The sequence below is a fragment of the Citrobacter europaeus genome, assembly GCF_037482245.1.
Taxonomy (GTDB): Bacteria; Pseudomonadota; Gammaproteobacteria; order Enterobacterales; family Enterobacteriaceae; genus Citrobacter; species Citrobacter europaeus.
Genome location: NZ_CP148084.1, coordinates 501,092 through 524,274, shown reverse-complemented (window position 1 = coordinate 524,274; position 23,183 = coordinate 501,092). Strand labels below are relative to the sequence as shown.

The 23,183-nt window shown below is 53.8% G+C and carries 22 protein-coding genes and 1 pseudogene; 14 read left to right on the top strand and 9 right to left on the bottom strand.

Annotation, left to right across the window (positions count from 1 at the left end):
• Positions 1–53: 53 nt before the first annotated feature.
• From mlaB to mlaF, 5 genes are read right to left on the bottom strand one after another with little or no spacing between them, the layout of a single operon-like run.
• Positions 54–347 (bottom strand): lipid asymmetry maintenance protein MlaB, encoded by a 294-nt coding sequence (mlaB, locus tag WHR59_RS02560; RefSeq protein ID WP_005121315.1) that lies wholly within the window; start codon positions 345–347, stop codon positions 54–56.
• The gene (mlaC, locus tag WHR59_RS02555) at positions 347–982 is read right to left on the bottom strand and encodes a phospholipid-binding protein MlaC (protein WP_043017796.1); all 636 of its coding nucleotides are present in this window, start codon (positions 980–982) and stop codon (positions 347–349) included. The genes mlaB and mlaC overlap by 1 nt, the downstream gene beginning before the upstream one ends.
• Before the next feature lie 18 nt (positions 983–1,000).
• Positions 1,001–1,558: an outer membrane lipid asymmetry maintenance protein MlaD gene (gene mlaD / locus WHR59_RS02550; RefSeq protein ID WP_003025050.1), complete on the bottom strand. Its 558-nt coding sequence runs from the start codon at positions 1,556–1,558 to the stop codon at positions 1,001–1,003.
• A gap of 4 nt (positions 1,559–1,562) precedes the next feature.
• Entirely contained in the window at positions 1,563–2,345 is a 783-nt protein-coding gene (mlaE, locus tag WHR59_RS02545; RefSeq protein WP_003025053.1) for a lipid asymmetry maintenance ABC transporter permease subunit MlaE, read from the bottom strand.
• Positions 2,346–2,352: 7 nt separating this feature from the next.
• Complete coding sequence (gene mlaF, locus WHR59_RS02540) at positions 2,353–3,165, bottom strand: phospholipid ABC transporter ATP-binding protein MlaF (protein WP_006687865.1); 813 nt, start codon at positions 3,163–3,165, stop codon at positions 2,353–2,355.
• A gap of 214 nt (positions 3,166–3,379) precedes the next feature.
• On the opposite strand from mlaF, the gene WHR59_RS02535 reads away from it, so the two are divergent.
• The 11 genes from WHR59_RS02535 to npr all read left to right on the top strand — a co-directional run bounded on the left by WHR59_RS02535 (position 3,380) and on the right by npr (position 11,299).
• A complete protein-coding gene (locus tag WHR59_RS02535) occupies positions 3,380–4,357 on the top strand; it encodes a calcium/sodium antiporter (protein WP_043017797.1) in 978 nt (325 codons plus the stop codon).
• A gap of 13 nt (positions 4,358–4,370) precedes the next feature.
• On the top strand, positions 4,371–5,357 hold the full coding sequence (kdsD, locus tag WHR59_RS02530; RefSeq protein WP_043017798.1) for an arabinose-5-phosphate isomerase KdsD: 987 nt from the start codon (positions 4,371–4,373) through the stop codon (positions 5,355–5,357).
• A gap of 20 nt (positions 5,358–5,377) precedes the next feature.
• Positions 5,378–5,944 carry a 3-deoxy-manno-octulosonate-8-phosphatase KdsC gene (kdsC, locus tag WHR59_RS02525; protein WP_047408330.1) on the top strand — a complete coding sequence of 189 codons (567 nt, stop codon included), beginning with the start codon at positions 5,378–5,380 and terminating at the stop codon, positions 5,942–5,944.
• Positions 5,941–6,516, top strand: coding sequence for an LPS export ABC transporter periplasmic protein LptC (lptC, locus tag WHR59_RS02520; protein WP_043017800.1), 576 nt, complete (start codon positions 5,941–5,943; stop codon positions 6,514–6,516). Before kdsC ends, lptC begins: the two co-directional genes overlap by 4 nt.
• Complete coding sequence (gene lptA / locus WHR59_RS02515; RefSeq protein WP_032945118.1) at positions 6,485–7,033, top strand: lipopolysaccharide ABC transporter substrate-binding protein LptA; 549 nt, start codon at positions 6,485–6,487, stop codon at positions 7,031–7,033. Before lptC ends, lptA begins: the two co-directional genes overlap by 32 nt.
• A gap of 6 nt (positions 7,034–7,039) precedes the next feature.
• Positions 7,040–7,765, top strand: coding sequence for an LPS export ABC transporter ATP-binding protein (gene lptB / locus WHR59_RS02510; protein ID WP_003828761.1), 726 nt, complete (start codon positions 7,040–7,042; stop codon positions 7,763–7,765).
• Between the two features lie 46 nt (positions 7,766–7,811).
• Entirely contained in the window at positions 7,812–9,245 is a 1,434-nt protein-coding gene (gene rpoN / locus WHR59_RS02505; protein ID WP_043017801.1) for an RNA polymerase factor sigma-54, read from the top strand.
• A gap of 22 nt (positions 9,246–9,267) precedes the next feature.
• The gene (gene hpf, locus WHR59_RS02500; protein ID WP_003025078.1) at positions 9,268–9,555 is read left to right on the top strand and encodes a ribosome hibernation promoting factor; all 288 of its coding nucleotides are present in this window, start codon (positions 9,268–9,270) and stop codon (positions 9,553–9,555) included.
• 83 nt (positions 9,556–9,638) lie between these two features.
• Positions 9,639–10,130, top strand: coding sequence for a PTS IIA-like nitrogen regulatory protein PtsN (gene ptsN, locus WHR59_RS02495; RefSeq protein ID WP_006687857.1), 492 nt, complete (start codon positions 9,639–9,641; stop codon positions 10,128–10,130).
• Positions 10,131–10,175: 45 nt separating this feature from the next.
• Positions 10,176–11,030 (top strand): RNase adapter RapZ, encoded by an 855-nt coding sequence (rapZ, locus tag WHR59_RS02490; protein ID WP_003025085.1) that lies wholly within the window; start codon positions 10,176–10,178, stop codon positions 11,028–11,030.
• Entirely contained in the window at positions 11,027–11,299 is a 273-nt protein-coding gene (gene npr, locus WHR59_RS02485; protein ID WP_003828770.1) for a PTS phosphocarrier protein NPr, read from the top strand. The genes rapZ and npr overlap by 4 nt, the downstream gene beginning before the upstream one ends.
• Positions 11,300–11,365: 66 nt before the next feature.
• On the opposite strand, the gene mtgA is transcribed toward npr, so the two are convergent.
• From mtgA to WHR59_RS02465, 4 genes are all read right to left on the bottom strand, one after another.
• Positions 11,366–12,085, bottom strand: coding sequence for a monofunctional biosynthetic peptidoglycan transglycosylase (gene mtgA / locus WHR59_RS02480; RefSeq protein WP_080626038.1), 720 nt, complete (start codon positions 12,083–12,085; stop codon positions 11,366–11,368).
• Positions 12,082–12,735 carry an isoprenoid biosynthesis glyoxalase ElbB gene (gene elbB / locus WHR59_RS02475; RefSeq protein ID WP_043017803.1) on the bottom strand — a complete coding sequence of 218 codons (654 nt, stop codon included), beginning with the start codon at positions 12,733–12,735 and terminating at the stop codon, positions 12,082–12,084. Before elbB ends, mtgA begins: the two co-directional genes overlap by 4 nt.
• 229 nt (positions 12,736–12,964) lie before the next feature.
• Positions 12,965–15,301: an aerobic respiration two-component sensor histidine kinase ArcB gene (gene arcB / locus WHR59_RS02470; protein ID WP_043017804.1), complete on the bottom strand. Its 2,337-nt coding sequence runs from the start codon at positions 15,299–15,301 to the stop codon at positions 12,965–12,967.
• Between the two features lie 203 nt (positions 15,302–15,504).
• Positions 15,505–16,434 carry a TIGR01212 family radical SAM protein gene (locus WHR59_RS02465; protein WP_221922887.1) on the bottom strand — a complete coding sequence of 310 codons (930 nt, stop codon included), beginning with the start codon at positions 16,432–16,434 and terminating at the stop codon, positions 15,505–15,507.
• A 684-nt stretch (positions 16,435–17,118) separates the two neighbouring features.
• Between WHR59_RS02465 and gltB the strand changes: the two genes are divergently transcribed.
• The 3 genes and pseudogenes from gltB to WHR59_RS02450 form a co-directional block, all read left to right on the top strand.
• Positions 17,119–21,579, top strand: coding sequence for a glutamate synthase large subunit (gene gltB / locus WHR59_RS02460; protein WP_123915741.1), 4,461 nt, complete (start codon positions 17,119–17,121; stop codon positions 21,577–21,579).
• Between the two features lie 12 nt (positions 21,580–21,591).
• A complete protein-coding gene (locus WHR59_RS02455) occupies positions 21,592–23,010 on the top strand; it encodes a glutamate synthase small subunit (RefSeq protein ID WP_003828781.1) in 1,419 nt (472 codons plus the stop codon).
• 90 nt (positions 23,011–23,100) lie between these two features.
• Positions 23,101–23,163, top strand: a pseudogene (locus WHR59_RS02450) (hypothetical protein); the annotation flags it as partial.
• Positions 23,164–23,183 lie beyond the last annotated feature (20 nt).

Below are 23,183 nucleotides of genomic sequence, written 5' to 3'. Positions count from 1 at the left end.
CCCGCAAAGGGGTTGCCGGATAGCATTACAAGACCTTATCCGGCTTACAAAAATTAACGCGGAAGAACGTCGTCAGGCAAATTGTAAAGCTGCGCCAGCGTATACACTTTATCGTTAACGCCAGCGAGCGAAACGCTGTTCCCCTGCTGCTTGCCCTGGTTAATCAGGTGCAGCAGTAATGCCAGACCACCGGTGTCCACCCGGGATACCTGGTTCAGGTCGATGCAGGATACCCCTTTCATCGCCTCAACTCGCGCATCCCATAATGGGTTTAACACGTCCTGATCCAGTTCTCCCACCAGCACCAGCTTGTCGCCTTCACGCGTCCAGGTGAGTGACTGCGTCATTATTTTTTCTCTTCCAGGGTGATTTTCTGCTGAGAAATAGATTTCAGCTGTGCCGTCAGGCCATCAATACCTTTCGTACGCAGCAGGTCGCTCCACTCATTCTGTTTAGTGGTGATCATACTTACGCCTTCGGCAATCATGTCATACGCCTGCCAGTTACCGGTCTGGGAGTTTTTACGCCACTGGAAATCCAGACGTACCGGAGGACGACCGTTTGGATCGATGATGGTTACGCGGATAGGCACGATGGTCGCATCACCCAGCGGCTGCTCAGGGGCAATCTGATAGGTCTGCCCGTGGTACATCGCCAGCGCCTGACCGTAAGCCTGCTTCAGATATTCACGGAAGGCAGCGAAATAGGCGTCACGCTGAGCCGGTGTCGCATCTTTGTAGTAACGGCCGAGCACCAGCGCACCGGCATACTTAACCTGCACATAAGGCAGCAGTTCCTGATCGACCACCTGACGCAGATAATCCGGATTGGAACGGATTTTGGGTTGCTCGTTCTTCAGACGGTCAAAGGTCTTCTGCGCCGCCTCATTCATCAGTTTGTACGGGTTCGTCTGGTCGGCTGCGGTTGCCGCGCTAAGTGGGGCAATCACCAGCATAGCCACCATCATCAATCGTTTAAACATACGTCGATTCTCCTGAGATTATTTCGTTGCGCCCGCAGGCGTAGTGGCTTCATTATTGCCTTCCGTTGCGGCTGGCGCATCGCCAGAATTCTTATTGTCATCACCTTTACTGTTGCTGTTGTAAAGGAACTGACCAATCATGTCTTCCAGCACCATCGCGGATTTCGTGTCCTGAATCGTACCGCCATCTTTGAGGATAGACGTTCCCAGCTCAGGATCTTCAAAACCCACATTCAGCGCCAGATACTGTTCGCCCAGCAGACCGGACGTACGGATGCTCAGAGAACTGGTGTCAGGAATATGGTTAAAACGCGATTCGATTTCCAGCGTCACGCGCGGCAGGTACGTTTTCGGATCTAACGAGATGTCCGATACGCGTCCAACTACCACCCCGCCAATCCGCACCGGAGAACGCTCTCTCAGGCCACCGATATTATCAAAGGTCGCATAAATCGTATAAGTCGGCTCAGTACGCATTGAGGTAACGTTCGCCGCCTTCAGGCAGACAAACAGCGCAGCCAGCAGCGCAACCAGCAGGAATAACCCGACCCAAATTTCATTTTTTTTCGTTTGCATGAACTCAATTCCCAAACATCAGTGCGGTCAGCACAAAATCCAGCCCCAGAACGGCAAGAGAGGCGTGCACTACGGTGCGTGTCGTTGCCCGGCTAATCCCGGCAGAGGTCGGGATCGCATCATAACCATTGAACAATGCAATCCAGGTGACCGTAATGGCGAACACCACGCTCTTAATCAGACAGTTGACCAGATCCAGACGCCAGTCGACGGCATTTTGCATCGCCGACCAGAAAAAGCCGGCATCAATACCTTTCCAGCTTACGCCAACCAGCGAACCACCCCAGATCCCCACCGCGACGAATATAATCGTCAGCAGCGGCAAAGAAATGACACCGGCCCAAAAACGCGGGGAGATAACCCGGCGCAGAGGATCGACGGCCATCATTTCCAGGCTGGAAAGCTGTTCGGTCGCCCGCATCAAGCCAATCTCTGCGGTTAAGGCCGACCCCGCCCGCCCGGCAAACAGCAGCGCCGCAACAACCGGTCCTAGCTCACGTAACAATGACAGTGCCACCAGCATACCGAGGCTGGTTTCCGCGCTGTAGGTCGTCAGCACCAGGTATCCCTGCAACCCCAGCACCATACCGATGAACACGCCAGAAACTATAATGATCAGCATCGATAAGACACCGACATTATAGAGCTGGCGTATCAGCAGCGGCGCATGTTTGCGAAACTCCGGCTTGCCGACAACCGCATTGAACAACATTAATCCGGCTCGCCCGAACGTCCTGAGGGTTTTTATTCCCCGATGTCCGAGTGATGCCAGCGCATTTAACAACATGGGTGGCTTAACTCCCTGTTTTGAGTAAATCGATGTGGTAGTCGCCCGCCGGATAACGGAACGGAACCGGCCCATCGGCAATACCATCGAGGAACTGACGCACTCGCGGATCGGCATTTTCTTGCAGCGCCTGAGCACTACCGTAGGCCACTATTTTTTTATCCGCCATAATATAGGCGTAATCCGCAATACTCAGCACCTCTGGCACGTCATGGGAAACTACCACGCAGGTGACGCCCAGCGCGCTGTTCAGTTCTGAAATCAGCTTCACCAGCACGCCCATGGTGATGGGATCCTGGCCGACGAACGGTTCATCAAACATGATGAGGTCTGGCTCCAGCGCGATAGCACGAGCTAACGCGGCGCGACGCGCCATCCCACCGGATAATTCAGAAGGCATTAATTTAGCCGCGCCCCGCAGGCCCACGGCCTCAAGCTTCATCATTACCGTGCTTTTCAGTAGCGGCGCAGGCAGCGTTGTATGCTCACGCAACGGGTATGCGACGTTGTCAAACACGTTCATATCGGTAAACAGCGCACCGGATTGAAACAGCATGCTCATGCGCTTACGCACGGTAAATAAACGCGAACGGGACATGGCGGGGACGTTTTCGCCGTCAAACAGGATCTCGCCCTTATCCGGGGAGATTTGTCCGCCAATCAGACGCAACAGCGTTGTCTTGCCAATGCCTGATGGCCCCATGATCGCCGTTACCTTACCGCGCGGCACCGTCAGGGAAATATTATCAAAGATGCAGCGGTCGCCTCGGGAAAAGCTGACATCGCGCATATCGACTAGATTCGCCACAGACTGACCCATTGATTCATCCTTTACTATTGCCTCGTTAATCGAAGAGTTTGGCGCTCAATTTAGCCCTGAACCCAACATATTTACAGATTATTGCCTGTCCTGGTTAGCGAAAGCTGGCATTTGTTTTACTTTTTAGCCGCATAAAGTCAAAATTAAGAATTCGTTACGGCTTCCAGAAATCCTTCAAGTGGACCGGCGAGTATACCTGAAGAAAGGACTTTAGATGCTTTTAGCGACGGCGCTGTTAATAATTGGTTTACTTCTGGTGGTCTACGGTGCCGACCGTCTGGTGTTCGCCGCATCCATTTTATGTCGAAACTTCGGTATTCCCCCCATTATCATCGGGATGACCGTGGTCAGCATGGGGACATCGTTACCCGAGATAATTGTCTCGGTTGCCGCATCAATAAATGGACAACTCGATTTAGCCGTCGGTACCGCCATCGGCTCTAACATTACCAACATCCTGCTTATTTTAGGCCTGTCGGCGCTGATTCATCCTTTTACCGTGCATTCTGATGTTCTGCGTCGTGAATTACCGCTAATGTTGCTGGTAAGTATTTTAGCCGCATCTGTCCTGTATGACGGGCAGTTGAGCCGCAGCGATGGATTCTTTCTTCTGCTTCTGGCCGTGCTATGGCTGCTATTCATTGTTAAAATCGCCCGCCTGGCCGAGCGACAAGGCAACGACAGCCTGACCCGCGAGCAGATTGCGGAGTTACCGCGCGAAGGCGGGTTACCGGTCGCATTTTTGTGGTTGGGCATTGCGCTGATTATTATGCCAATGGCAACGCGTATGGTGGTAGATAACGCAACCGTACTGGCGAACTACTTCGCCATGAGCGAACTCACCATCGGGCTAACGGTGGTCGCCATTGGTACCAGCCTGCCGGAGCTGGCAACGGCGATTGCGGGTCTGCGTAAAGGTGAGAACGATATTGCCGTCGGTAACATCATCGGCGCGAACATTTTTAATATTGTTATCGTCCTCGGGCTACCGGCGCTAATTACGCCGGGTGAAGTCAACCCGATGGCCTTCACCCGTGACTATAGCGTCATGCTGCTGGTGAGCGTAATTTTTGCACTACTCTGCTGGCGACGCCCGCGCCAGATTGGTCGCGGCGCGGGTGCGCTACTGACCGGCGGTTTTATCATATGGCTGGCGATGTTGTATTGGTTATCGCCACTTCTCGTTGGATAACTGGAAACGCATTATGTCGCACTTAGAGTTGCAACCGGGTTTTGACTTTCAGCAAGCAGGCAAGGAAGTCCTGGCAATTGAACGTGAAGGCCTGGCGGAGCTTGATCAGTACATCAACCAAAATTTTACTCTCGCATGCGAAAAAATATTCAGCTGCCCGGGCAAAGTCGTGGTGATGGGGATGGGGAAATCAGGACATATAGGACGGAAGATGGCGGCCACATTTGCCAGCACCGGTACCCCCTCATTTTTCGTACATCCTGGCGAAGCCGCACATGGCGATCTGGGTATGGTCTCGCCGCAGGATGTGGTTATCGCCATCTCTAACTCCGGTGAATCCAATGAGATAGCAGCGTTGATCCCGGTATTAAAACGTCTTCATGTACCGCTTATCTGCATGACCGGTCGTCCGGAAAGCAGCATGGCGCGTGCGGCAGATGTGCATCTGTGTGTTAAAGTGCCCAAGGAAGCTTGTCCGTTAGGCCTGGCGCCGACCAGCAGCACAACCGCCACGCTGGTAATGGGCGATGCGCTTGCCGTGGCATTATTAAAAGCGCGTGGTTTTACCGCGGAAGATTTTGCATTATCTCATCCCGGCGGCGCACTGGGCCGTAAGCTTTTGCTGCGCGTTAACGATATTATGCATACGGGAGATGAGATCCCGCATGTGACTAAAAGCGCCAGCCTGCGTGACGCCTTACTTGAGATCACGCGTAAAAATCTCGGCATGACCGTCATTTGCGATGATGCCATGAAGATTGACGGTATTTTCACCGATGGCGATTTACGTCGCGTTTTCGATATGGGCGTTGATGTACGCCAGTTAGGCATTGCCGATGTGATGACCCCTGGAGGCATTCGCGTGCGTCCGGGTATTCTTGCCGTCGATGCCCTGAACTTAATGCAGTCCCGCCATATCACCTCGGTAATGGTTGCTGATGGCGACCAGTTACTCGGTGTGTTACATATGCATGATCTGCTGCGTGCAGGTGTAGTGTAAGAAACTCAAGGATAACGAAAATGAGTAAAGCAGGTGCGTCGCTTGCGACCTGTTATGGACCCGTCAGCGCAGACGTTATCACCCGGGCAGAGAACATCCGTTTGCTGATCCTGGATGTGGATGGCGTACTGTCTGATGGTCTGATTTATATGGGCAACAACGGTGAAGAGCTGAAGGCTTTTAACGTCCGCGATGGTTACGGAATTCGCTGTGCGCTCACTTCCGGTATCGAGGTTGCCATTATTACCGGACGAAAGGCTAAACTTGTAGAAGATCGCTGTGCCACATTGGGGATCACGCATTTGTATCAGGGGCAGTCAGACAAACTGGTCGCCTTTAACGATCTCCTTAGCAAACTGGCAGTCGCGCCTGAAAATGTCGCGTACGTTGGTGATGACCTGATCGACTGGCCGGTGATGGCGCAAGTGGGATTAAGCGTGGCGGTGGCGGATGCGCATCCTCTGCTGATCCCACGCGCCGATTATGTTACCCGCATCGATGGGGGACGTGGCGCGGTGCGTGAAGTCTGCGATTTATTACTCCTGGCGCAGGGCAAACTGGACGAGGCCAAAGGGCAATCGATATGAGCAAAACCAGACGTTGGGTTATCATTCTACTGTCGCTGGCTGTCCTTGTGATGATTGGTATTAATCTGGCTGACAAAGACGACGCCGCTCAGGTCGTCGTCAATAACAACGAGCCAACCTATAAGAGCGAACATACTGATACCGTTGTGTATAGTCCGGAAGGCGCACTGAGCTATCACTTGATCGCGCAAAACGTTGAATATTATTCGGAGCAAGCGGTTTCGTGGTTTACTCAACCAGTATTAACCACGTTTGATAAAGATAAAGTACCGACCTGGACGATCAAGGCTGATAAAGCCAAATTGACCAACGATCGGATGCTGTATCTGTACGGCCATGTTGAGGTCAACGCCCTGGTGCCCGACTCTCAACTACGCAGAATTACCACCGATAACGCGCAGATTAACCTGGTGACACAAGATGTCACTTCCGATGATCTCGTCACGTTATATGGCACAACATTTAACTCCAGCGGACTGAAGATGCGCGGCAACTTACGCAGCAAGAACGCCGAGCTGATTGAAAAGGTTAGAACCTCATATGAAATCCAAAACAAACAAACTCAGCCTTAATCTTGTGCTTGCCAGCTCACTTCTGGCCGCCAGCATCCCGGCATTGGCCGTTACCGGCGATACCGAGCAGCCGATTCACATTGAGTCGGACCAGCAGTCCCTGGATATGCAGGGCAACGTGGTGACGTTTACTGGTAACGTGATTGTGACTCAGGGCACCATTAAAATTAACGCCGATAAAGTCGTCGTAACCCGCCCTGGCGGTGAAGACGGTAAAGAAGTGATTGATGGTTACGGTGATCCCGCCACCTTTTACCAGATGCAGGACAACGGTAAGCCGGTGAAAGGCCGCGCCTCACACATGCACTATGAACTGGCAAAAGACTTCGTCGTTCTTACCGGTAAGGCTTACCTGGAACAGCTCGATAGCAACATCACGGGCGATAAGATCACCTATCTGGTAAAAGAGCAGAAAATGCAGGCCTTCAGCGATAAAGGCAAACGCGTCACCACCGTTCTGGTTCCGTCGCAGTTGCAGGACAAAAACAAGGCTCCGGCAGAGAAAAAAGGTAACTGATTCGTTATGGCAACATTAACTGCAAAGAACCTTGCAAAAGCCTATAAGGGCCGCCGTGTAGTGGAAGATGTCAGTCTGACCGTCAACTCCGGGGAGATTGTCGGTTTGCTCGGGCCTAACGGTGCGGGTAAGACAACGACCTTTTACATGGTAGTCGGCATTGTCCCGCGCGATGCGGGCAACATTATCATTGATGACGAAGACATCAGCCTGCTGCCTCTGCATGCGCGCGCGCGTCGCGGCATCGGCTATTTGCCGCAGGAAGCGTCTATTTTCCGTCGCCTGAGCGTGTTTGATAACCTGATGGCGGTGCTGCAAATTCGCGACGATCTGACCAGCGAGCAGCGCGAAGATCGCGCTAACGAGCTGATGGAAGAATTCCACATCGAACACCTGCGCGACAGCTTAGGTCAGTCGCTCTCCGGTGGTGAACGACGCCGCGTGGAGATCGCCCGGGCACTGGCGGCTAATCCGAAATTTATCCTGCTGGATGAACCGTTTGCCGGTGTTGACCCGATTTCCGTTATTGATATCAAACGGATCATCGAACACCTGCGCGACAGCGGGCTTGGGGTGCTGATTACCGACCATAACGTTCGCGAAACGCTGGCAGTGTGTGAGCGCGCCTATATCGTGAGTCAGGGCCACCTGATCGCGCACGGCACGCCAACAGAAATACTGCAGGATGAGCACGTTAAGCGCGTATACCTTGGGGAAGACTTCAGACTCTGATAGGGTAGAAGACTTCACGTCACCGCAGGAGAGAATAACTCTGAACATGAAGCAAGGTTTGCAACTCAGGCTTAGCCAACAACTGGCGATGACGCCTCAGCTACAACAGGCTATCCGTCTGTTGCAGCTGTCCACGCTGGAACTTCAGCAAGAACTTCAGCAAGCGCTGGAAAGTAACCCACTGCTCGAGCAAACCGATCTTCACGACGAAATTGATACCCAGGAAAAACAGGACAGCGAATCCCTCGACACCGCAGATGCTCTCGAACAAAAAGAGATGCCAGAGGAACTACCGCTTGACGCCAGTTGGGATGAAATTTACACCGCCGGTACGCCTTCTGGCACCAGCGGAGATTACATCGACGACGAACTGCCTGTGTACCAGGGTGAGACCACGCAATCGCTGCAGGATTACCTGATGTGGCAAGTGGAGCTGACCCCGTTCTCGGATACCGATCGCGCCATTGCGACATCCATCGTTGATGCGGTAGACGAAACCGGTTATCTCACCGTAACCCTGGACGATATTCTCGAAAGCATGGGCGATGACGACGTCGGTATGGACGAAATCGAAGCCGTGCTTAAACGCGTTCAGCGTTTTGATCCCGTGGGCGTAGCGGCCAAAGATCTCCGCGACTGCTTACTGATTCAACTTTCACAGTTTGATAAAGCCACGCCGTGGCTGGAAGAAGCGCGCCTGATCATCAGCGATCATCTCGATCTGTTAGCCAATCATGACTTCCGCACGCTGATGCGCGTGACCCGGCTGAAAGAAGATGTGCTGAAAGAAGCCGTCAACCTCATCCAGTCGCTCGATCCCCGCCCAGGACAGTCGATCCAAACCGGCGAACCGGAATACGTCATCCCGGATGTGTTGGTGCGTAAGCATAACGATCGCTGGGTGGTCGAACTCAACGGCGACAGTATTCCACGGCTGCAGATTAACCAGCATTACGCCGCCATGTGCAACAGCGCGCGCAACGATGCTGACAGCCAGTTTATTCGTAGCAATCTGCAGGATGCGAAGTGGCTGATTAAAAGCCTGGAAAGTCGCAATGATACGCTGCTGCGCGTCAGTCGCTGCATCGTTGAACAGCAGCAAGCCTTCTTTGAGCAAGGCGAAGAGTTTATGAAACCGATGGTGCTGGCGGATATCGCCCAGGCCGTCGAGATGCACGAATCGACCATTTCCCGAGTGACCACGCAAAAGTATCTGCACAGTCCGCGCGGCATTTTTGAATTGAAGTATTTCTTTTCCAGTCACGTTAACACTGAAGGCGGAGGCGAAGCCTCGTCCACAGCTATCCGTGCGCTGGTGAAGAAATTAATTGCTGCGGAAAACCCCGCGAAACCGCTGAGTGACAGCAAGTTAACCTCTATGCTGTCAGAACAGGGTATCATGGTGGCACGCCGCACCGTTGCGAAGTACCGAGAGTCTTTATCCATTCCGCCGTCTAACCAGCGCAAACAGCTGGTCTGACCCAACCGATAAGGAAGACACTATGCAGCTCAACATCACTGGAAACAACGTCGAAATCACGGAAGCCCTGCGCGATTTTGTGAATACAAAATTCGCCAAGCTTGAACAATATTTCGACCGAATTAATCAGGTCTATATTGTGTTGAAAGTGGAGAAGGTTACACATATCTCGGACGCAACACTGCATGTGAACGGTGGCGAAATTCATGCCAGCGCGGAAGGTCAGGATATGTACGCCGCCATTGACGGTTTAATTGATAAACTGGCTCGGCAGTTAACAAAACATAAAGATAAACTGAAACAGCACTAACTTGTCCGGGCAGTTAGCGGGTGCAGGACGGCCTGTTGTGTAGCACAACAGGCCATTTGTACAGTTAGCGCTTAGGTGAAATTATGACAAATAACGATACGACTCTACAACTGAGCAATGTTCTTAACCAGGAATGTACACGCGCGGCCGTTCACTGCCAAAGCAAAAAACGCGCACTGGAAATCATCAGTGAACTGGCGGCAAAACAGCTCAGCTTGCCCTCTCAGGTGGTATTTGAAGCCATTCTGACGCGTGAAAAAATGGGCAGTACCGGCATCGGTAATGGTATTGCTATTCCGCACGGAAAGCTGGAAGAAGACACGATGCGCGCGGTTGGCGTGTTTGTGCAACTTGAAACGCCTATTGCTTTCGACGCCATTGATAATCAACCCGTCGATCTGCTTTTTGCTCTACTGGTTCCGGCAGACCAAACCAAGACGCATTTGCATACGTTGTCACTGGTCGCCAAACGTCTGGCAGATAAAACCATCTGCCGCCGCCTGCGCGCCGCACAGAGTGACCAGGAGTTGTATCAAATCATCACGGACACCGAAGGTGGACAGGATGAGGCATAACAACCCAATGGCATCCTTTTTTGTCGTTGTGAGGAGAAACAGTACATGGTACTGATGATCGTCAGCGGTCGTTCGGGGTCAGGTAAATCTGTCGCCCTGCGTGCGCTGGAAGATATGGGTTTTTACTGCGTGGATAACCTTCCCGTAGTGCTGTTGCCCGATCTGGCTCGTACTCTGGCCGATCGCCAGATTTCTGCGGCCGTCAGCATTGATGTGCGCAACATGCCTGAGTCCCCGGAAATTTTCGAGCAGGCGATGAACAACCTGCCTGAAGGCTTCTCACCGCAGTTGCTGTTCCTTGACGCCGATCGCAACACCCTGATTCGCCGCTACAGCGACACCCGTCGCCTGCATCCGCTTTCCAGCAAGAACTTATCTCTGGAAAGTGCTATCGATAAGGAAAGCGATTTGCTGGAGCCCCTGCGCTCTCGTGCTGACCTGATCGTTGATACCTCCGAAATGTCCGTGCACGAACTGGCGGAAATGTTACGTACCCGACTGCTGGGCAAGCGTGAACGCGAATTGACGATGGTATTCGAATCCTTTGGTTTCAAACACGGTATCCCGATTGACGCGGATTACGTCTTTGACGTGCGCTTCCTGCCTAACCCGCACTGGGATCCGAAGCTGCGCCCGATGACCGGTCTTGACCGCCCCGTCGCTGCCTTCCTCGACAGGCACACAGAAGTTCACAATTTTATCTACCAGACTCGCAGTTATCTTGAGCTATGGTTACCCATGCTGGAAACCAACAACCGCAGCTACCTCACCGTAGCCATCGGCTGTACCGGCGGGAAGCACCGTTCGGTGTATATTGCAGAGCAGCTGGCAGACTACTTCCGCTCACGCGGTAAAAACGTGCAGTCACGCCATCGCACGCTGGAAAAACGTAAATCATGACCGTGAAGCAAACCGTTGAAATCACGAATAAGCTGGGTATGCATGCTCGCCCAGCCATGAAACTGTTTGAATTGATGCAGGGCTTCGAAGCAGAAGTGTTGCTGCGTAATGATGAAGGAACGGAAGCTGAGGCCAACAGCGTTATCGCTCTGCTGATGCTGGATTCCGCCAAAGGGCGTCAGATAGAAGTTGAAGCCACGGGTCCACAGGAAGTTGAAGCCCTGGCAGCGGTAATTGCCCTGTTTAACTCAGGCTTTGACGAAGATTAATCGAGTACACAGAACGTAGCCAGTAGGCCGGATAAGGCGTTTACGCCGCATCCGGCAATAACTCCGCTAATACAGCTTATGTTCCCGCATAAACGACTCACCGCCTAACTGGCGCATTTGGCGCATAATCCACGCCTGACGACTACGTACATAACCAGAAGGCGCATCCGCCTTAAAACGCATAGGATTGGGTAACACCGCCGCCAGTAAGGCCGCTTCAGACAAACTCAGCCGGCTGGCTGGCTTATGGAAATAGCGCTGCGCAGCGGCCTCCACGCCAAAAATTCCATCGCCAAACTCCGCAACGTTCAGATAGACGGTCAGAATACGTTTCTTGCTCCAGACAGTTTCCATACCCAGCGTTAGCCCAGCTTCAAGGCCCTTACGCACCCAGCTACGTCCATCCCACAGAAAGAGGTTTTTCGCCGTCTGTTGCGATAACGTCGACGCCCCGCGAATACGGTTCTCATTACGTTCGTTGTGCGCCAGCGCTTTCTCTATGGCGGAGACATCAAATCCCCAGTGCTCGGGAAACTTCTGGTCCTCTGCGGCAATCACCGCCAGCCCCATCCACACAGAGATCTCATCCATGCTCACCCAGTCCGAGTGCGCCACATAACCGAAATCACCAGACAGCCATGCACCCAGTTGCCGCTCGACCATTACCGCCGAGAACGGCACCGGCATCACGCTGAAAAGTGCGATGCCCCCGCCCCAGAATACGGCGAGGACAACGACCGTCCGCAGAAAGATACGCCGCAGAAAAGCGGTAACGCCTTTTCTCATTCAGCCAGCACCAGTACACGCGATACCAGTTTATCGATACCACTCGCAGCCTGAGCGATATCCTGCGCCAGCATATAGGCAGGCGTAGTGACAATTTTGTTGTCTTCATCGACGACAATGTCATCAACCGGACAAGGCACATGCTCAGCGCCCATCTCTTCCAGCACCTCTGCCGTATCGATATCAGTACCGATGGTCAGACGCAGCGGAAAGTCAAAAATTTTAGGTAACATGGCGGGCGCAATGCACATAAATCCCAGTGGCTTACCCGCCTGATGCATCGCCAGCGCCAGCGCAGCTAAATCACTGTCAACCCGGCATTCACTGCCCTGACTGGCAAAATTGCTCAGATTTTTAGCCGCGCCAAACCCGCCAGGCACTATCAACGCGTCCAGTTCCGTTGAGACTGCCTGAGCCAGCGGGCGAATCTCGCCGCGTGTAATACGTGCGGCTTCAATCAGCACATTACGCGTTTCCTGCATCGGCTCGCCGGTCAGATGATTAATCACATCCGCTTGTTGTTTATCCGGTGCGAAACAGACAGCCTGAGCGCCGTTGCGGGCAATGGCCAGAAGCGTGAGAACCGTTTCATGGATCTCTGCGCCGTCATACACGCCGCATCCGCTGAGCACTACACCCACTTTTTTCATCGCGATACTCCTTTCTAAGCTGGCTGAAACATATTAGTTATTATGATTTAAATGCTACGCTTCACACATTTAACTGATTCATGTAACAAATTATTTAAGATTTGCTATCTTAACTGCGTGCGGCCTGAAAATTAGGGCTGCGCCCTTGTAAATAATGATAATAATTTACGGCGCAGCCACGATTTCCCTGGTGTTGGCGCAGTATTCGCGCACCCCGGTTAAGCCGGGGTCATTTTTTTTCCACGCTCGCCACCCAGGCCTTCAATACCGCCACATCGTGCTGCCACTCCTGCTTCATCTCTTCAATCCATTCAGCAACATTATCTTCCCAGGCAGGAAGATCCGGCGACTGGATCTGCTGGCCTAACTGTTGCAGGTGGCGCAGCCCAACAGAACCTGCCGCGCCTTTAATTTTATGGCCTTCCTCAACAACGCCTTTTTTGTCCCGAGCGGTCAGATTTGACTCCAGCACGCTCAAATATCCCGGCATCATCTTCTCAAACACCGCCAGCCCGTCGGTAATTAACTTCGGTCCCACCAGCTCGAGGTATTGTTCCAACATAGGAATATCTAACAGCGCTTGCGATTTACTGCTCTCTTCAGATGTCACAGTGCTCTCCTCTTTGTTTCGGGTATCCCAGTATTTTTTAATCATGGCGGTTAACGCTGGAACCGACAGCGGCTTACTCAGCACGTCGTCCATTCCCGCGTCCAGATACTCTTTTTTATCTTTCAGGACGTTGGCGGTAAGCGCAACCAGCGGCGGCAGGTCCTCACGGGCATATTTTTGCGTCAGCTCGCGCGAGATATCCAGGCCGGTCATATCCGGTAGCTGAATATCCAGCAGCACCAGGTCATATTCGCCCGGCGTGAACATTTCCAGCGCGGCTTTCCCGGTCATGGCGACATCCACGCTGTTGCCCAGTTTTTCCAGCACTGAACGTGCGACAATAACGTTCAGTTCAATGTCTTCCACCAGCAGCACATTCAGGGCGGGCAGCGGCATATCATCGTCTTCAAAAGCGTCTTCAATCTCTTCCGCTACCGCAGGCGCATGCACGGTCAGCGTAAAAATGGAACCTTTGCCAGCCTGGCTTGAGACCGTAATATCACCGCCCATGTTTTTCGCCAGACGCTTCGATACGGCCAGTCCAATCCCGGTTCCCGTTGCCGGTTTGCCGCCGTTGCTGTCCTTAACCTGATAATACATGGCGAAGATTTTATCCTGCTCATCCTGCGGAATGCCGATCCCGGAATCTTCAACCTCGAAATGCAGCATGTTCCCCTGGTCATAGCGCGCGCGCACGGTCACCTGCCCCTGCTGGGTAAACTTCACGGCGTTGCTGATAAGATTCCACAGAATCTGTCGCAAACGCGTGCCGTCGGTAATGACCTTATGCGGCAGCGGCAGCGTTGGTTCAAGCACAAAACGCAGCCCCTTTTGCTGCGCCTGCAGGCCAGAGAGGTTTTCCAGATCCGCCATAAAACTGGTGAAATCAACAGGCTGGTTATCGAGCTGGACTTTACGTCGCTCCATCTTATCCATATCGATAATATCGTTGAAAATATTCCCCAGCGTCACGGCAGAGACGTGGATAGTTTTCAGGTATTTTTCCTGCTCAGCGGTCAGGTCCGTATCCAACAGGATCCGGCTTAAGCCGACAATGCCGTTAAGCGGGGTGCGCAGCTCGTGACTGATAGTAGAAATGAAGGTGGTCTTATCGCGGCTGGCGCGCTCAAGCGCGTCCTGATAACGCTTACGCTCGGTAATATCACGCCCAAAGCCCATCAGGCCATGTCGCTTACCTACGCGGTCATAGTAAGGCACCTTGCGAATTTCAAAGCAGGCTTTGCGTCCGTCCGGGTAGTCCAGCCACTGTTCGTAGGTGAGCGAAACGTTATGACGGAATACCTTCTCGTCGGTTTCAATAACCTTTTCAGCCGCCTCAGGGGAGTAAACATCAGCAGGTTTTAAATTCACCAATTGCTTTTCGCTTTTGCCGGTCAGCAGCTCCATGGCGCGGTTACAGCCGGAAAATTCTTTATCTTCATTACGATAAAAAACCAGATCCGGCGAGGCATCGAGGAAAGAGCGTAAGAAGGAAGACTGTTGCTCAAGCTGGATCTGCGCTTCCTCACGCTCTTTAATTTCGACCTTCAGCTGCTCGAACGTTTCCTGGCGCTCCGCTTCGGCTTTTTCGCGCTCAACAATTTCCTGATTGAGCTGGGCAATATTGTCTTTCAACTGCACATTGAGCTTGAGATCGCGCTCGCGCATCTCTTCCAGCTTTTGTACCAGTCGTGACAGGCGCTGCCGGGACTCTTCCAGTTGCTCCACCACCACTGACAGGAAATAGACGGCCCAGGGAGTAATTAACAGACCAAAAAAGATAGAGCGGATAACATCAATGCTTTCTACCTGGCCATGCAGCACCATGGTGACAGCCATCTGCACCACAATTGCCAACACGACCAGAGCCAGCGCCAATAGCAGCGAAAAGCGCACCAGACCCAACTTCATCATCAGGTCGACGTAATATTGCGCCAGCATACGGATTTGCTTCATAGAGAGTTCCTTCACGACAACTTGGCACAATAATACTCAATTCTCGGCGTGACGTTGAAGATTGTGCAAGAAATGCGGAGGTTATCGGTGAAATGACCGGGGAGTGGTTCATCGTAGGCCTGATAAGCGAAGCGCCATCAGGCAAGCAGACGCAGATTGCCGGATGCCGGATTTGCCTTATCCGGCGTCCGACCTACAGAAGATTAGCTCTCCGGCTGCACCCACGGCGTACCCAGCGCCGAGCCTTGCACGCCATGCTCGTTAAGGTATTTGTCCAGTTCGACCATCCCGGTCCAACGGTTTTCGCACCAGAGAGGCGCCAACAGCGTTGGGCGGCGCGCGCTGGCAGAAATGCGATGATAAATCACCTCTGGCGGCGTATGGCGGATCATCTCCCCGGCGGTAACCGTATAGTCGTCCAGCTCAATTCCGTTCAGTCGCCCGGCCTCCCAGGCTTTCGCCATCGTACTCCCTTTCACAATATGCAGCGGATGCAGCTTAATACCGTCAACGCCCGTCTCCACCACACGTTCCATGGTTTGCAGACATTCCGCCTGCCCCTCTCCCGGCAGACCAACAATCAAGTGTGAGCAGACCTTCAGCCCGCGCTCGCGTGCCAGCCGCGTGGTGTTCTGGTAGCAAGCGAAATCATGGCCGCGGTTAATGCGGTGCAGGGTTTTGTCATACGCAGTTTGCAGACCGAGCTCCAGCCAAACCTCATAGCCGAGGTCTTTATACTCGCAAAGCAGGTCGAGTACCGCATCCGGCACGCAGTCGGGACGTGTGCCAACGCATAACCCGACAATGTTGGCCTGGCTGATCGCCTGTTGATACATCGAACGCAGCACCTGCACTTCAGCAAAGGTGCTGGTATAGGCCTGGAAATAGGCCAAATAGCGTTTCGCGCGATTGACCAGATGTGCCTGATGCTCAAGCTGCTCAGCAATGGAATGGTGCTGCTGCGCTTCATCAGCAAATGAGGCCACATTACAGAAAGTGCATCCGCCGCGACCGATGGTGCCATCACGATTTGGACAGCTAAAACCGCCGTGTAGCGTGAGTTTATGAACCTTTTGCCCATAACGGCGAGAAAGATCCCCACCAAACATATTGACTAATTTCTGTAACTGCATAATCTGGTAGACCGCGCCTTGAAAAGAGGCCAAAGCCTGCCATTTTTTACCCCAGTCGGCGATGACCTGGATCAATCGCCCTGGTGAGCCTTTATTTATTGCATAACAAATCAAAATAATCGGAATTTCATTCACTCGAAATATAATTACTTTTCCTTATATCCGGCAGTTTTTTTTATCTTCTTATACTCTCAGCGTAAAAACAGTATCTTTAAGACGCCAAAACTTTAAAAACCAGCATAAAATGCCAAGCATCTCGATAAACAAAGGCAGGACGAGAGATATCCGGCCTTTCTGACAGTGAGACAGATCACACTTCCCAGGGCATTCTCCTCAGGTTAAATCAATGTAAAAACCCCTTTTATTTCAATAAATTCATAAATTTAATTACCCCATAGCACATTTTTGCATAAATAAGATTGCCATTTGACCTGTGTGTGGATTCCCGATAACTTGGAAATCCGCTGGAAGCTTTCTGGATGAGCAGTCTGCTCATCATATTTATGCAGTAATTGAGATTTCCTCTGAAGCAAGTCCTCAAACTTGTTTGACCTGTGCGAAAAGGATAAAGAGGGCGAATGCGAGGTAAGCGTATGACACGCAAACCCCGTCGCCATGCTCTTGGTGTGCCCGTGCGCAACGGTCCAGATGGGAATCCCGCAGAGCCTGGGGAGGTTCACTGATATGTTGTACGATAAATCCCTTGAGAGGGATAACTGTGGTTTCGGCCTGATCGCCCACATAGAAGGCGAACCTAGCCACAAGGTAGTGCGTACCGCCATACACGCACTGGCCCGTATGCAGCACCGTGGCGCAATTCTTGCCGATGGAAAAACCGGCGATGGTTGCGGCCTGCTGTTACAAAAACCGGACCGCTTTTTCCGCATCGTGGCGCAAGAGCGCGGCTGGCGTTTAGCCAAAAACTACGCCGTCGGCATGATCTTTTTAAATAAAGACGCTGAGCTGGCCGCGGCTTCTCGTCGCATTGTTGAAGAAGAATTACAGCAGGAGACCCTGTCGATTGTCGGCTGGCGCGACGTGCCGACCAACGAAGGTGTTCTCGGTGAAATTGCGCTCTCCTCCCTGCCTCGTATCGAGCAAATTTTTGTCAACGCCCCTGCGGGCTGGCGCCCGCGTGATATGGAACGCCGCCTGTTCATCGCGCGCCGTCGTATTGAAAAACGTCTCCAGGAAGATAAAGACTTTTACGTCTGTAGCTTGTCGAACCTGGTCAATATCTATAAAGGTCTGTGTATGCCGGCGGATCTGCCGCGCTTTTACCTGGACCTCGCGGACCTGCGTCTGGAATCGGCCATCTGCCTGTTCCACCAGCGTTTCTCCACTAACACCGTACCACGTTGGCCGCTGGCGCAGCCGTTCCGCTACCTGGCGCACAACGGTGAAATCAACACCATCACCGGCAACCGCCAGTGGGCACGCGCACGTACCTATAAATTCCAGACGCCTTTGATCCCGGATCTGCACGACGCTGCGCCGTTCGTTAACGAAACCGGCTCCGACTCAAGTTCAATGGATAACATGCTGGAACTGCTGCTGGCAGGCGGGATGGACATCATCCGTGCCATGCGCTTACTGGTGCCGCCGGCCTGGCAGAACAACCCGGATATGGATCCGGAGCTGCGCGCATTCTTTGACTTTAACTCCATGCACATGGAGCCGTGGGATGGCCCGGCTGGCATCGTCATGTCCGACGGTCGCTTTGCCGCCTGTAACCTCGACCGAAACGGCCTGCGTCCGGCGCGCTACGTCATCACCAAAGACAAGCTGATTACCTGCGCTTCTGAAGTTGGGATCTGGGATTATCAACCGGATGAAGTGGTTGAGAAAGGCCGTGTCGGCCCTGGCGAGCTGATGGTTATCGATACCCGCAGCGGGCGCATTCTGCACTCTGCCGAAACCGATGACGATTTGAAAAGTCGCCATCCGTACAAAGAGTGGATGGAGAAGAACGTCCGCCGTCTGGTGCCGTTCGAAGATCTGGCTGACGATCAGGTCGGCAGCCGTGAACTGGACGATGACACCCTCGCCAGCTACCAAAAACAGTTTAACTACAGCGCCGAAGAGCTGGATTCCGTAATCCGCGTGCTCGGCGAAAATGGTCAGGAAGCGGTCGGTTCAATGGGTGATGATACCCCGTTTGCCGTGCTCTCCAGCCAGCCGCGCATCATTTATGACTACTTCCGCCAGCAGTTCGCGCAGGTGACTAACCCGCCGATCGACCCGCTGCGTGAAGCGCACGTTATGTCGCTGGCCACCAGCATCGGTCGTGAGATGAATGTCTTCTGCGAAGCCGAAGGTCAGGCACACCGCCTGAGCTTTAAATCGCCGATCCTGCTGTACTCCGATTTCACCCAGCTGACGACCATGAAAGAGGAGCATTATCGCGCCGATCGCCTGGATATCACCTTCGACGTGACCGAAACCACGCTCGAAGAGACCGTCAAAGCCCTGTGTGATAAAGCCGAACAGATGGTGCGTAACGGCACCGTACTGCTGGTGCTCTCTGACCGTAACATCGCCAAAAACCGCCTGCCGGTTCCGGCGCCGATGGCCGTGGGCGCAGTGCAAACGCGTCTGGTTGAACAAAGCCTGCGTTGCGATGCCAACATCATCGTTGAAACTGCCAGTGCCCGCGACCCGCACCACTTCGCCGTCCTGCTCGGCTTTGGCGCGACGGCCATTTATCCGTATCTCGCGTATGAAACGCTGGGACGGTTGATCGACACTCAGGCGATTGCCAAAGATTACCGGACTGTGATGCTGAACTACCGCAACGGCATCAACAAAGGTCTGTACAAAATCATGTCCAAGATGGGCATCTCGACCATCGCCTCTTACCGCTGCTCGAAGCTGTTTGAAGCCGTTGGTCTGCATGATGATGTCGTTGCGCTGTGTTTCCAGGGCGTGGTCAGCCGCATCAGCGGCGCAGGGTTTACCGACTTCCAGCAGGATCTGCTGAACCTCTCCAAACATGCCTGGCTGGCGCGTAAACCCATCAGCCAGGGCGGTTTGCTGAAATACGTCCACGGGGGCGAATACCACGCCTACAATCCGGACGTGGTACGCACGCTGCAACAAGCGGTACAAAGCGGTGAATACAGCGACTATCAGGAATATGCCCGGCTGGTCAATGAGCGTCCAGCGGCCACGCTGCGCGACCTGCTGGCGATTACGCCTGGCGATGAAGCCGTAAGCATTAACGAAGTCGAACCTGCAACCGAACTGTTTAAACGCTTTGATACCGCAGCCATGTCCATCGGCGCATTAAGCCCGGAAGCACACGAAGCGCTGGCCGAAGCTATGAACAGCATCGGCGGTAACTCGAACTCCGGTGAAGGCGGCGAAGACCCGGCGCGCTACGGCACTAACAAGGTGTCGCGGATTAAGCAGGTTGCTTCTGGTCGCTTTGGCGTAACCCCGGCGTATCTGGTCAACGCCGATGTTATTCAGATTAAAGTCGCTCAGGGCGCGAAGCCTGGCGAAGGCGGTCAGTTACCAGGTGATAAAGTCACCCCGTACATCGCCAAACTGCGCTATTCGGTGCCGGGGGTGACGCTGATCTCCCCGCCGCCGCACCACGATATCTACTCTATCGAGGACTTAGCGCAGCTGATTTTCGACCTCAAACAGGTCAACCCGAAAGCGATGATCTCGGTCAAGCTGGTTTCCGAACCGGGCGTTGGCACCATCGCCACTGGCGTGGCGAAAGCCTATGCGGACCTTATCACCATTGCTGGCTACGACGGCGGCACCGGCGCAAGCCCGCTCTCCTCCGTGAAATATGCGGGCTGTCCGTGGGAACTGGGTCTGGTGGAAACCCAGCAGGCGCTGGTGGCTAACGGCCTGCGTCACAAGATTCGTCTGCAGGTCGATGGCGGTCTGAAAACCGGCGTCGATATCATTAAAGCGGCGATTCTGGGTGCGGAAAGCTTTGGTTTCGGCACCGGTCCGATGGTGGCGTTGGGCTGTAAATACCTGCGTATTTGCCACCTGAACAACTGTGCAACCGGCGTGGCGACTCAGGACGACAAACTGCGTAAGAACCACTATCACGGCCTGCCGTTCAAAGTGACCAACTACTTTGAATTTATCGCCCGCGAAGTGCGCGAGCTGATGGCCGAGCTGGGCGTGAAACGTCTGGTGGATCTTATTGGTCGTACCGACCTGCTCAAAGAGCTGGAAGGATTTACCGCCAAACAGCAGAAGCTGGAGCTGTATCGTCTGCTGGAAACCGCTGAACCACATCCGGGTAAAGCGCTGCATTGCACCGAGAACAACCCGCCGTTTGATAACGGCGTACTGAACGCCCAACTGTTACAGCAGGCGAAACCGTATGTCGACGAGCGCCAGAGCAAAACCTTCTGGTTCGATATCCGCAACACCGACCGTTCAGTCGGCGCGTCACTGTCGGGCTATATCGCTCAAACGCATGGCGATCAGGGGCTGGCATCTGACCCGATCAAAGCGCACTTCAGCGGTACCGCAGGCCAGAGCTTCGGCGTGTGGAACGCAGGCGGCGTGGAGCTGTATCTGACCGGCGATGCCAACGACTATGTCGGTAAAGGCATGGCGGGCGGCCTGCTGGCAGTGCGTCCTCCGGTTGGCTCCGCTTTCCGTAGCCATGAGGCGAGTATCATTGGTAACACCTGTCTGTACGGCGCCACCGGTGGCCGCCTGTTTGCTGCGGGTCGTGCGGGTGAGCGCTTTGCAGTACGTAACTCCGGGGCTATCACCGTGGTTGAAGGTATTGGCGACAACGGCTGCGAATATATGACCGGCGGCATCGTCTGTATTCTCGGCAAAACGGGCGTCAACTTCGGGGCGGGTATGACGGGCGGATTCGCCTACGTGCTCGACGAAGACGGTGAATTCCGCAAACGCGTGAACCCGGAACTGGTAGAAGTGCTGAGCGTGGACTCGCTGGCTATTCACGAGGAACACCTGCGCGGTCTGATTACCGAGCACGTCCAGCATACCGGCTCTTCACACGGCGAAGAGATCCTGGCTAACTGGCCAGCATTCTCTGCGAAATTCGCGCTGGTAAAACCAAAATCCAGTGATGTGAAAGCACTGTTGGGTCACCGTAGTCGTAGCGCAGCAGAGCTGCGTGTGCAGGCGCAGTAAGGGGTAGCAGCAATGAGTCAGAACGTATACCAATTTATCGACCTGCAGCGTGTTGATCCGCCGAAGAAGCCGCTGAAGATCCGTAAGATCGAATTTATCGAGATCTACGAGCCGTTTTCTGAAGGTCAGGCCAAAGCACAGGCAGACCGTTGCCTGTCTTGCGGCAACCCGTACTGCGAGTGGAAATGCCCGGTGCATAACTACATCCCGAACTGGCTGAAGCTGGCAAATGAGGGACGTATCTTTGAAGCGGCAGAACTGTCGCACCAGACCAACACCCTGCCGGAAGTCTGTGGTCGTGTGTGCCCACAGGACAGACTGTGCGAAGGATCCTGTACGCTGAACGATGAGTTCGGCGCAGTGACCATCGGCAACATCGAGCGCTATATCAACGATAAAGCGTTCGAAATGGGCTGGCGTCCGGATATGACCGGCGTGCGCCAGACTGACAAGCGCGTAGCGATCATCGGTGCGGGTCCGGCGGGTCTGGCCTGTGCCGACGTGTTGACCCGCAACGGCGTGAAGGCGGTGGTATTTGACCGTCACCCGGAAATCGGCGGCCTGCTGACCTTCGGTATCCCGGCCTTCAAGCTGGAAAAAGAGGTCATGACCCGTCGTCGTGAAATCTTCACCGACATGGGCATCGAGTTCAAACTGAATGTGGAAGTGGGCCGCGATGTGCAGCTCGACTCCCTGCTGAAGGATTACGACGCCGTGTTCCTTGGCGTAGGTACCTATCAGTCGATGCGTGGTGGGCTGGAAAACGAAGACGCTTCCGGCGTATTTGATGCCCTGCCGTTCCTGATCGCCAATACTAAACAGTTGATGGGCTTTGGCGAAAGCAGCGATGAGCCGTACATCAGCATGGAAGGCAAACGCGTCGTCGTTCTCGGCGGTGGCGATACCGCGATGGACTGCGTGCGGACCTCGGTTCGCCAGAACGCAGCACACGTCATCTGCGCCTATCGTCGTGACGAAGAAAACATGCCGGGTTCTAAGCGCGAAGTGAAAAACGCGCGCGAAGAAGGTGTAGAGTTCCAGTTCAACGTCCAGCCGTTAGGCGTGGAAGTGAATGCCAACGGTAAAGTATGCGGCGTGAAAATGGCGCGTACCGAAATGGGCGAACCGGATGCGAAGGGCCGTCGCCGCGCGGAGATCGTCGCCGGTTCCGAGCACGTTGTTCCGGCTGATGCGGTGCTACTGGCGTTCGGCTTCCGCCCGCACAGTATGGAGTGGCTGAAAGAGCACAGCGTCGAACTGGATTCTCAGGGTCGTATTATTGCGCCGGAACGCAGCGATAACGCCTTCCAGACCAGCAACCCGAAAATCTTCGCCGGTGGCGACATCGTGCGTGGTTCGGATCTGGTAGTTACCGCGATTGCCGAAGGTCGAAAAGCGGCGGACGGTATCCTGAACTACCTGGAAGTGTAATACTTCTGGCTCCCCTGCCACAGCCTGACGCTGATGGATGGGGAGCCAATATTTCTCCGCAAAATACATGCGGAATCATTCTTCGAAAACCGCTCGCAAACCATGCTGGAAACTCAACTCGCACGCGGTGGTTCACTGACGACGGAGAAAAACCAGCGAACCATTAACCCCAC

Coding starts and splice junctions, on each gene's coding strand:
- mlaB (WP_005121315.1), bottom strand. CDS start 347: ATGACGCAGTCACTCACCTGGACGCGTGAAGGCGACAAGCTGGTGCTG.
- mlaC (WP_043017796.1), bottom strand. CDS start 982: ATGTTTAAACGATTGATGATGGTGGCTATGCTGGTGATTGCCCCACTT.
- mlaD (WP_003025050.1), bottom strand. CDS start 1,558: ATGCAAACGAAAAAAAATGAAATTTGGGTCGGGTTATTCCTGCTGGTT.
- mlaE (WP_003025053.1), bottom strand. CDS start 2,345: ATGTTGTTAAATGCGCTGGCATCACTCGGACATCGGGGAATAAAAACC.
- mlaF (WP_006687865.1), bottom strand. CDS start 3,165: ATGGGTCAGTCTGTGGCGAATCTAGTCGATATGCGCGATGTCAGCTTT.
- WHR59_RS02535 (WP_043017797.1), top strand. CDS start 3,380: ATGCTTTTAGCGACGGCGCTGTTAATAATTGGTTTACTTCTGGTGGTC.
- kdsD (WP_043017798.1), top strand. CDS start 4,371: ATGTCGCACTTAGAGTTGCAACCGGGTTTTGACTTTCAGCAAGCAGGC.
- kdsC (WP_047408330.1), top strand. CDS start 5,378: ATGAGTAAAGCAGGTGCGTCGCTTGCGACCTGTTATGGACCCGTCAGC.
- lptC (WP_043017800.1), top strand. CDS start 5,941: ATGAGCAAAACCAGACGTTGGGTTATCATTCTACTGTCGCTGGCTGTC.
- lptA (WP_032945118.1), top strand. CDS start 6,485: ATGAAATCCAAAACAAACAAACTCAGCCTTAATCTTGTGCTTGCCAGC.
- lptB (WP_003828761.1), top strand. CDS start 7,040: ATGGCAACATTAACTGCAAAGAACCTTGCAAAAGCCTATAAGGGCCGC.
- rpoN (WP_043017801.1), top strand. CDS start 7,812: ATGAAGCAAGGTTTGCAACTCAGGCTTAGCCAACAACTGGCGATGACG.
- hpf (WP_003025078.1), top strand. CDS start 9,268: ATGCAGCTCAACATCACTGGAAACAACGTCGAAATCACGGAAGCCCTG.
- ptsN (WP_006687857.1), top strand. CDS start 9,639: ATGACAAATAACGATACGACTCTACAACTGAGCAATGTTCTTAACCAG.
- rapZ (WP_003025085.1), top strand. CDS start 10,176: ATGGTACTGATGATCGTCAGCGGTCGTTCGGGGTCAGGTAAATCTGTC.
- npr (WP_003828770.1), top strand. CDS start 11,027: ATGACCGTGAAGCAAACCGTTGAAATCACGAATAAGCTGGGTATGCAT.
- mtgA (WP_080626038.1), bottom strand. CDS start 12,085: ATGAGAAAAGGCGTTACCGCTTTTCTGCGGCGTATCTTTCTGCGGACG.
- elbB (WP_043017803.1), bottom strand. CDS start 12,735: ATGAAAAAAGTGGGTGTAGTGCTCAGCGGATGCGGCGTGTATGACGGC.
- arcB (WP_043017804.1), bottom strand. CDS start 15,301: ATGAAGCAAATCCGTATGCTGGCGCAATATTACGTCGACCTGATGATG.
- WHR59_RS02465 (WP_221922887.1), bottom strand. CDS start 16,434: ATGCAGTTACAGAAATTAGTCAATATGTTTGGTGGGGATCTTTCTCGC.
- gltB (WP_123915741.1), top strand. CDS start 17,119: ATGTTGTACGATAAATCCCTTGAGAGGGATAACTGTGGTTTCGGCCTG.
- WHR59_RS02455 (WP_003828781.1), top strand. CDS start 21,592: ATGAGTCAGAACGTATACCAATTTATCGACCTGCAGCGTGTTGATCCG.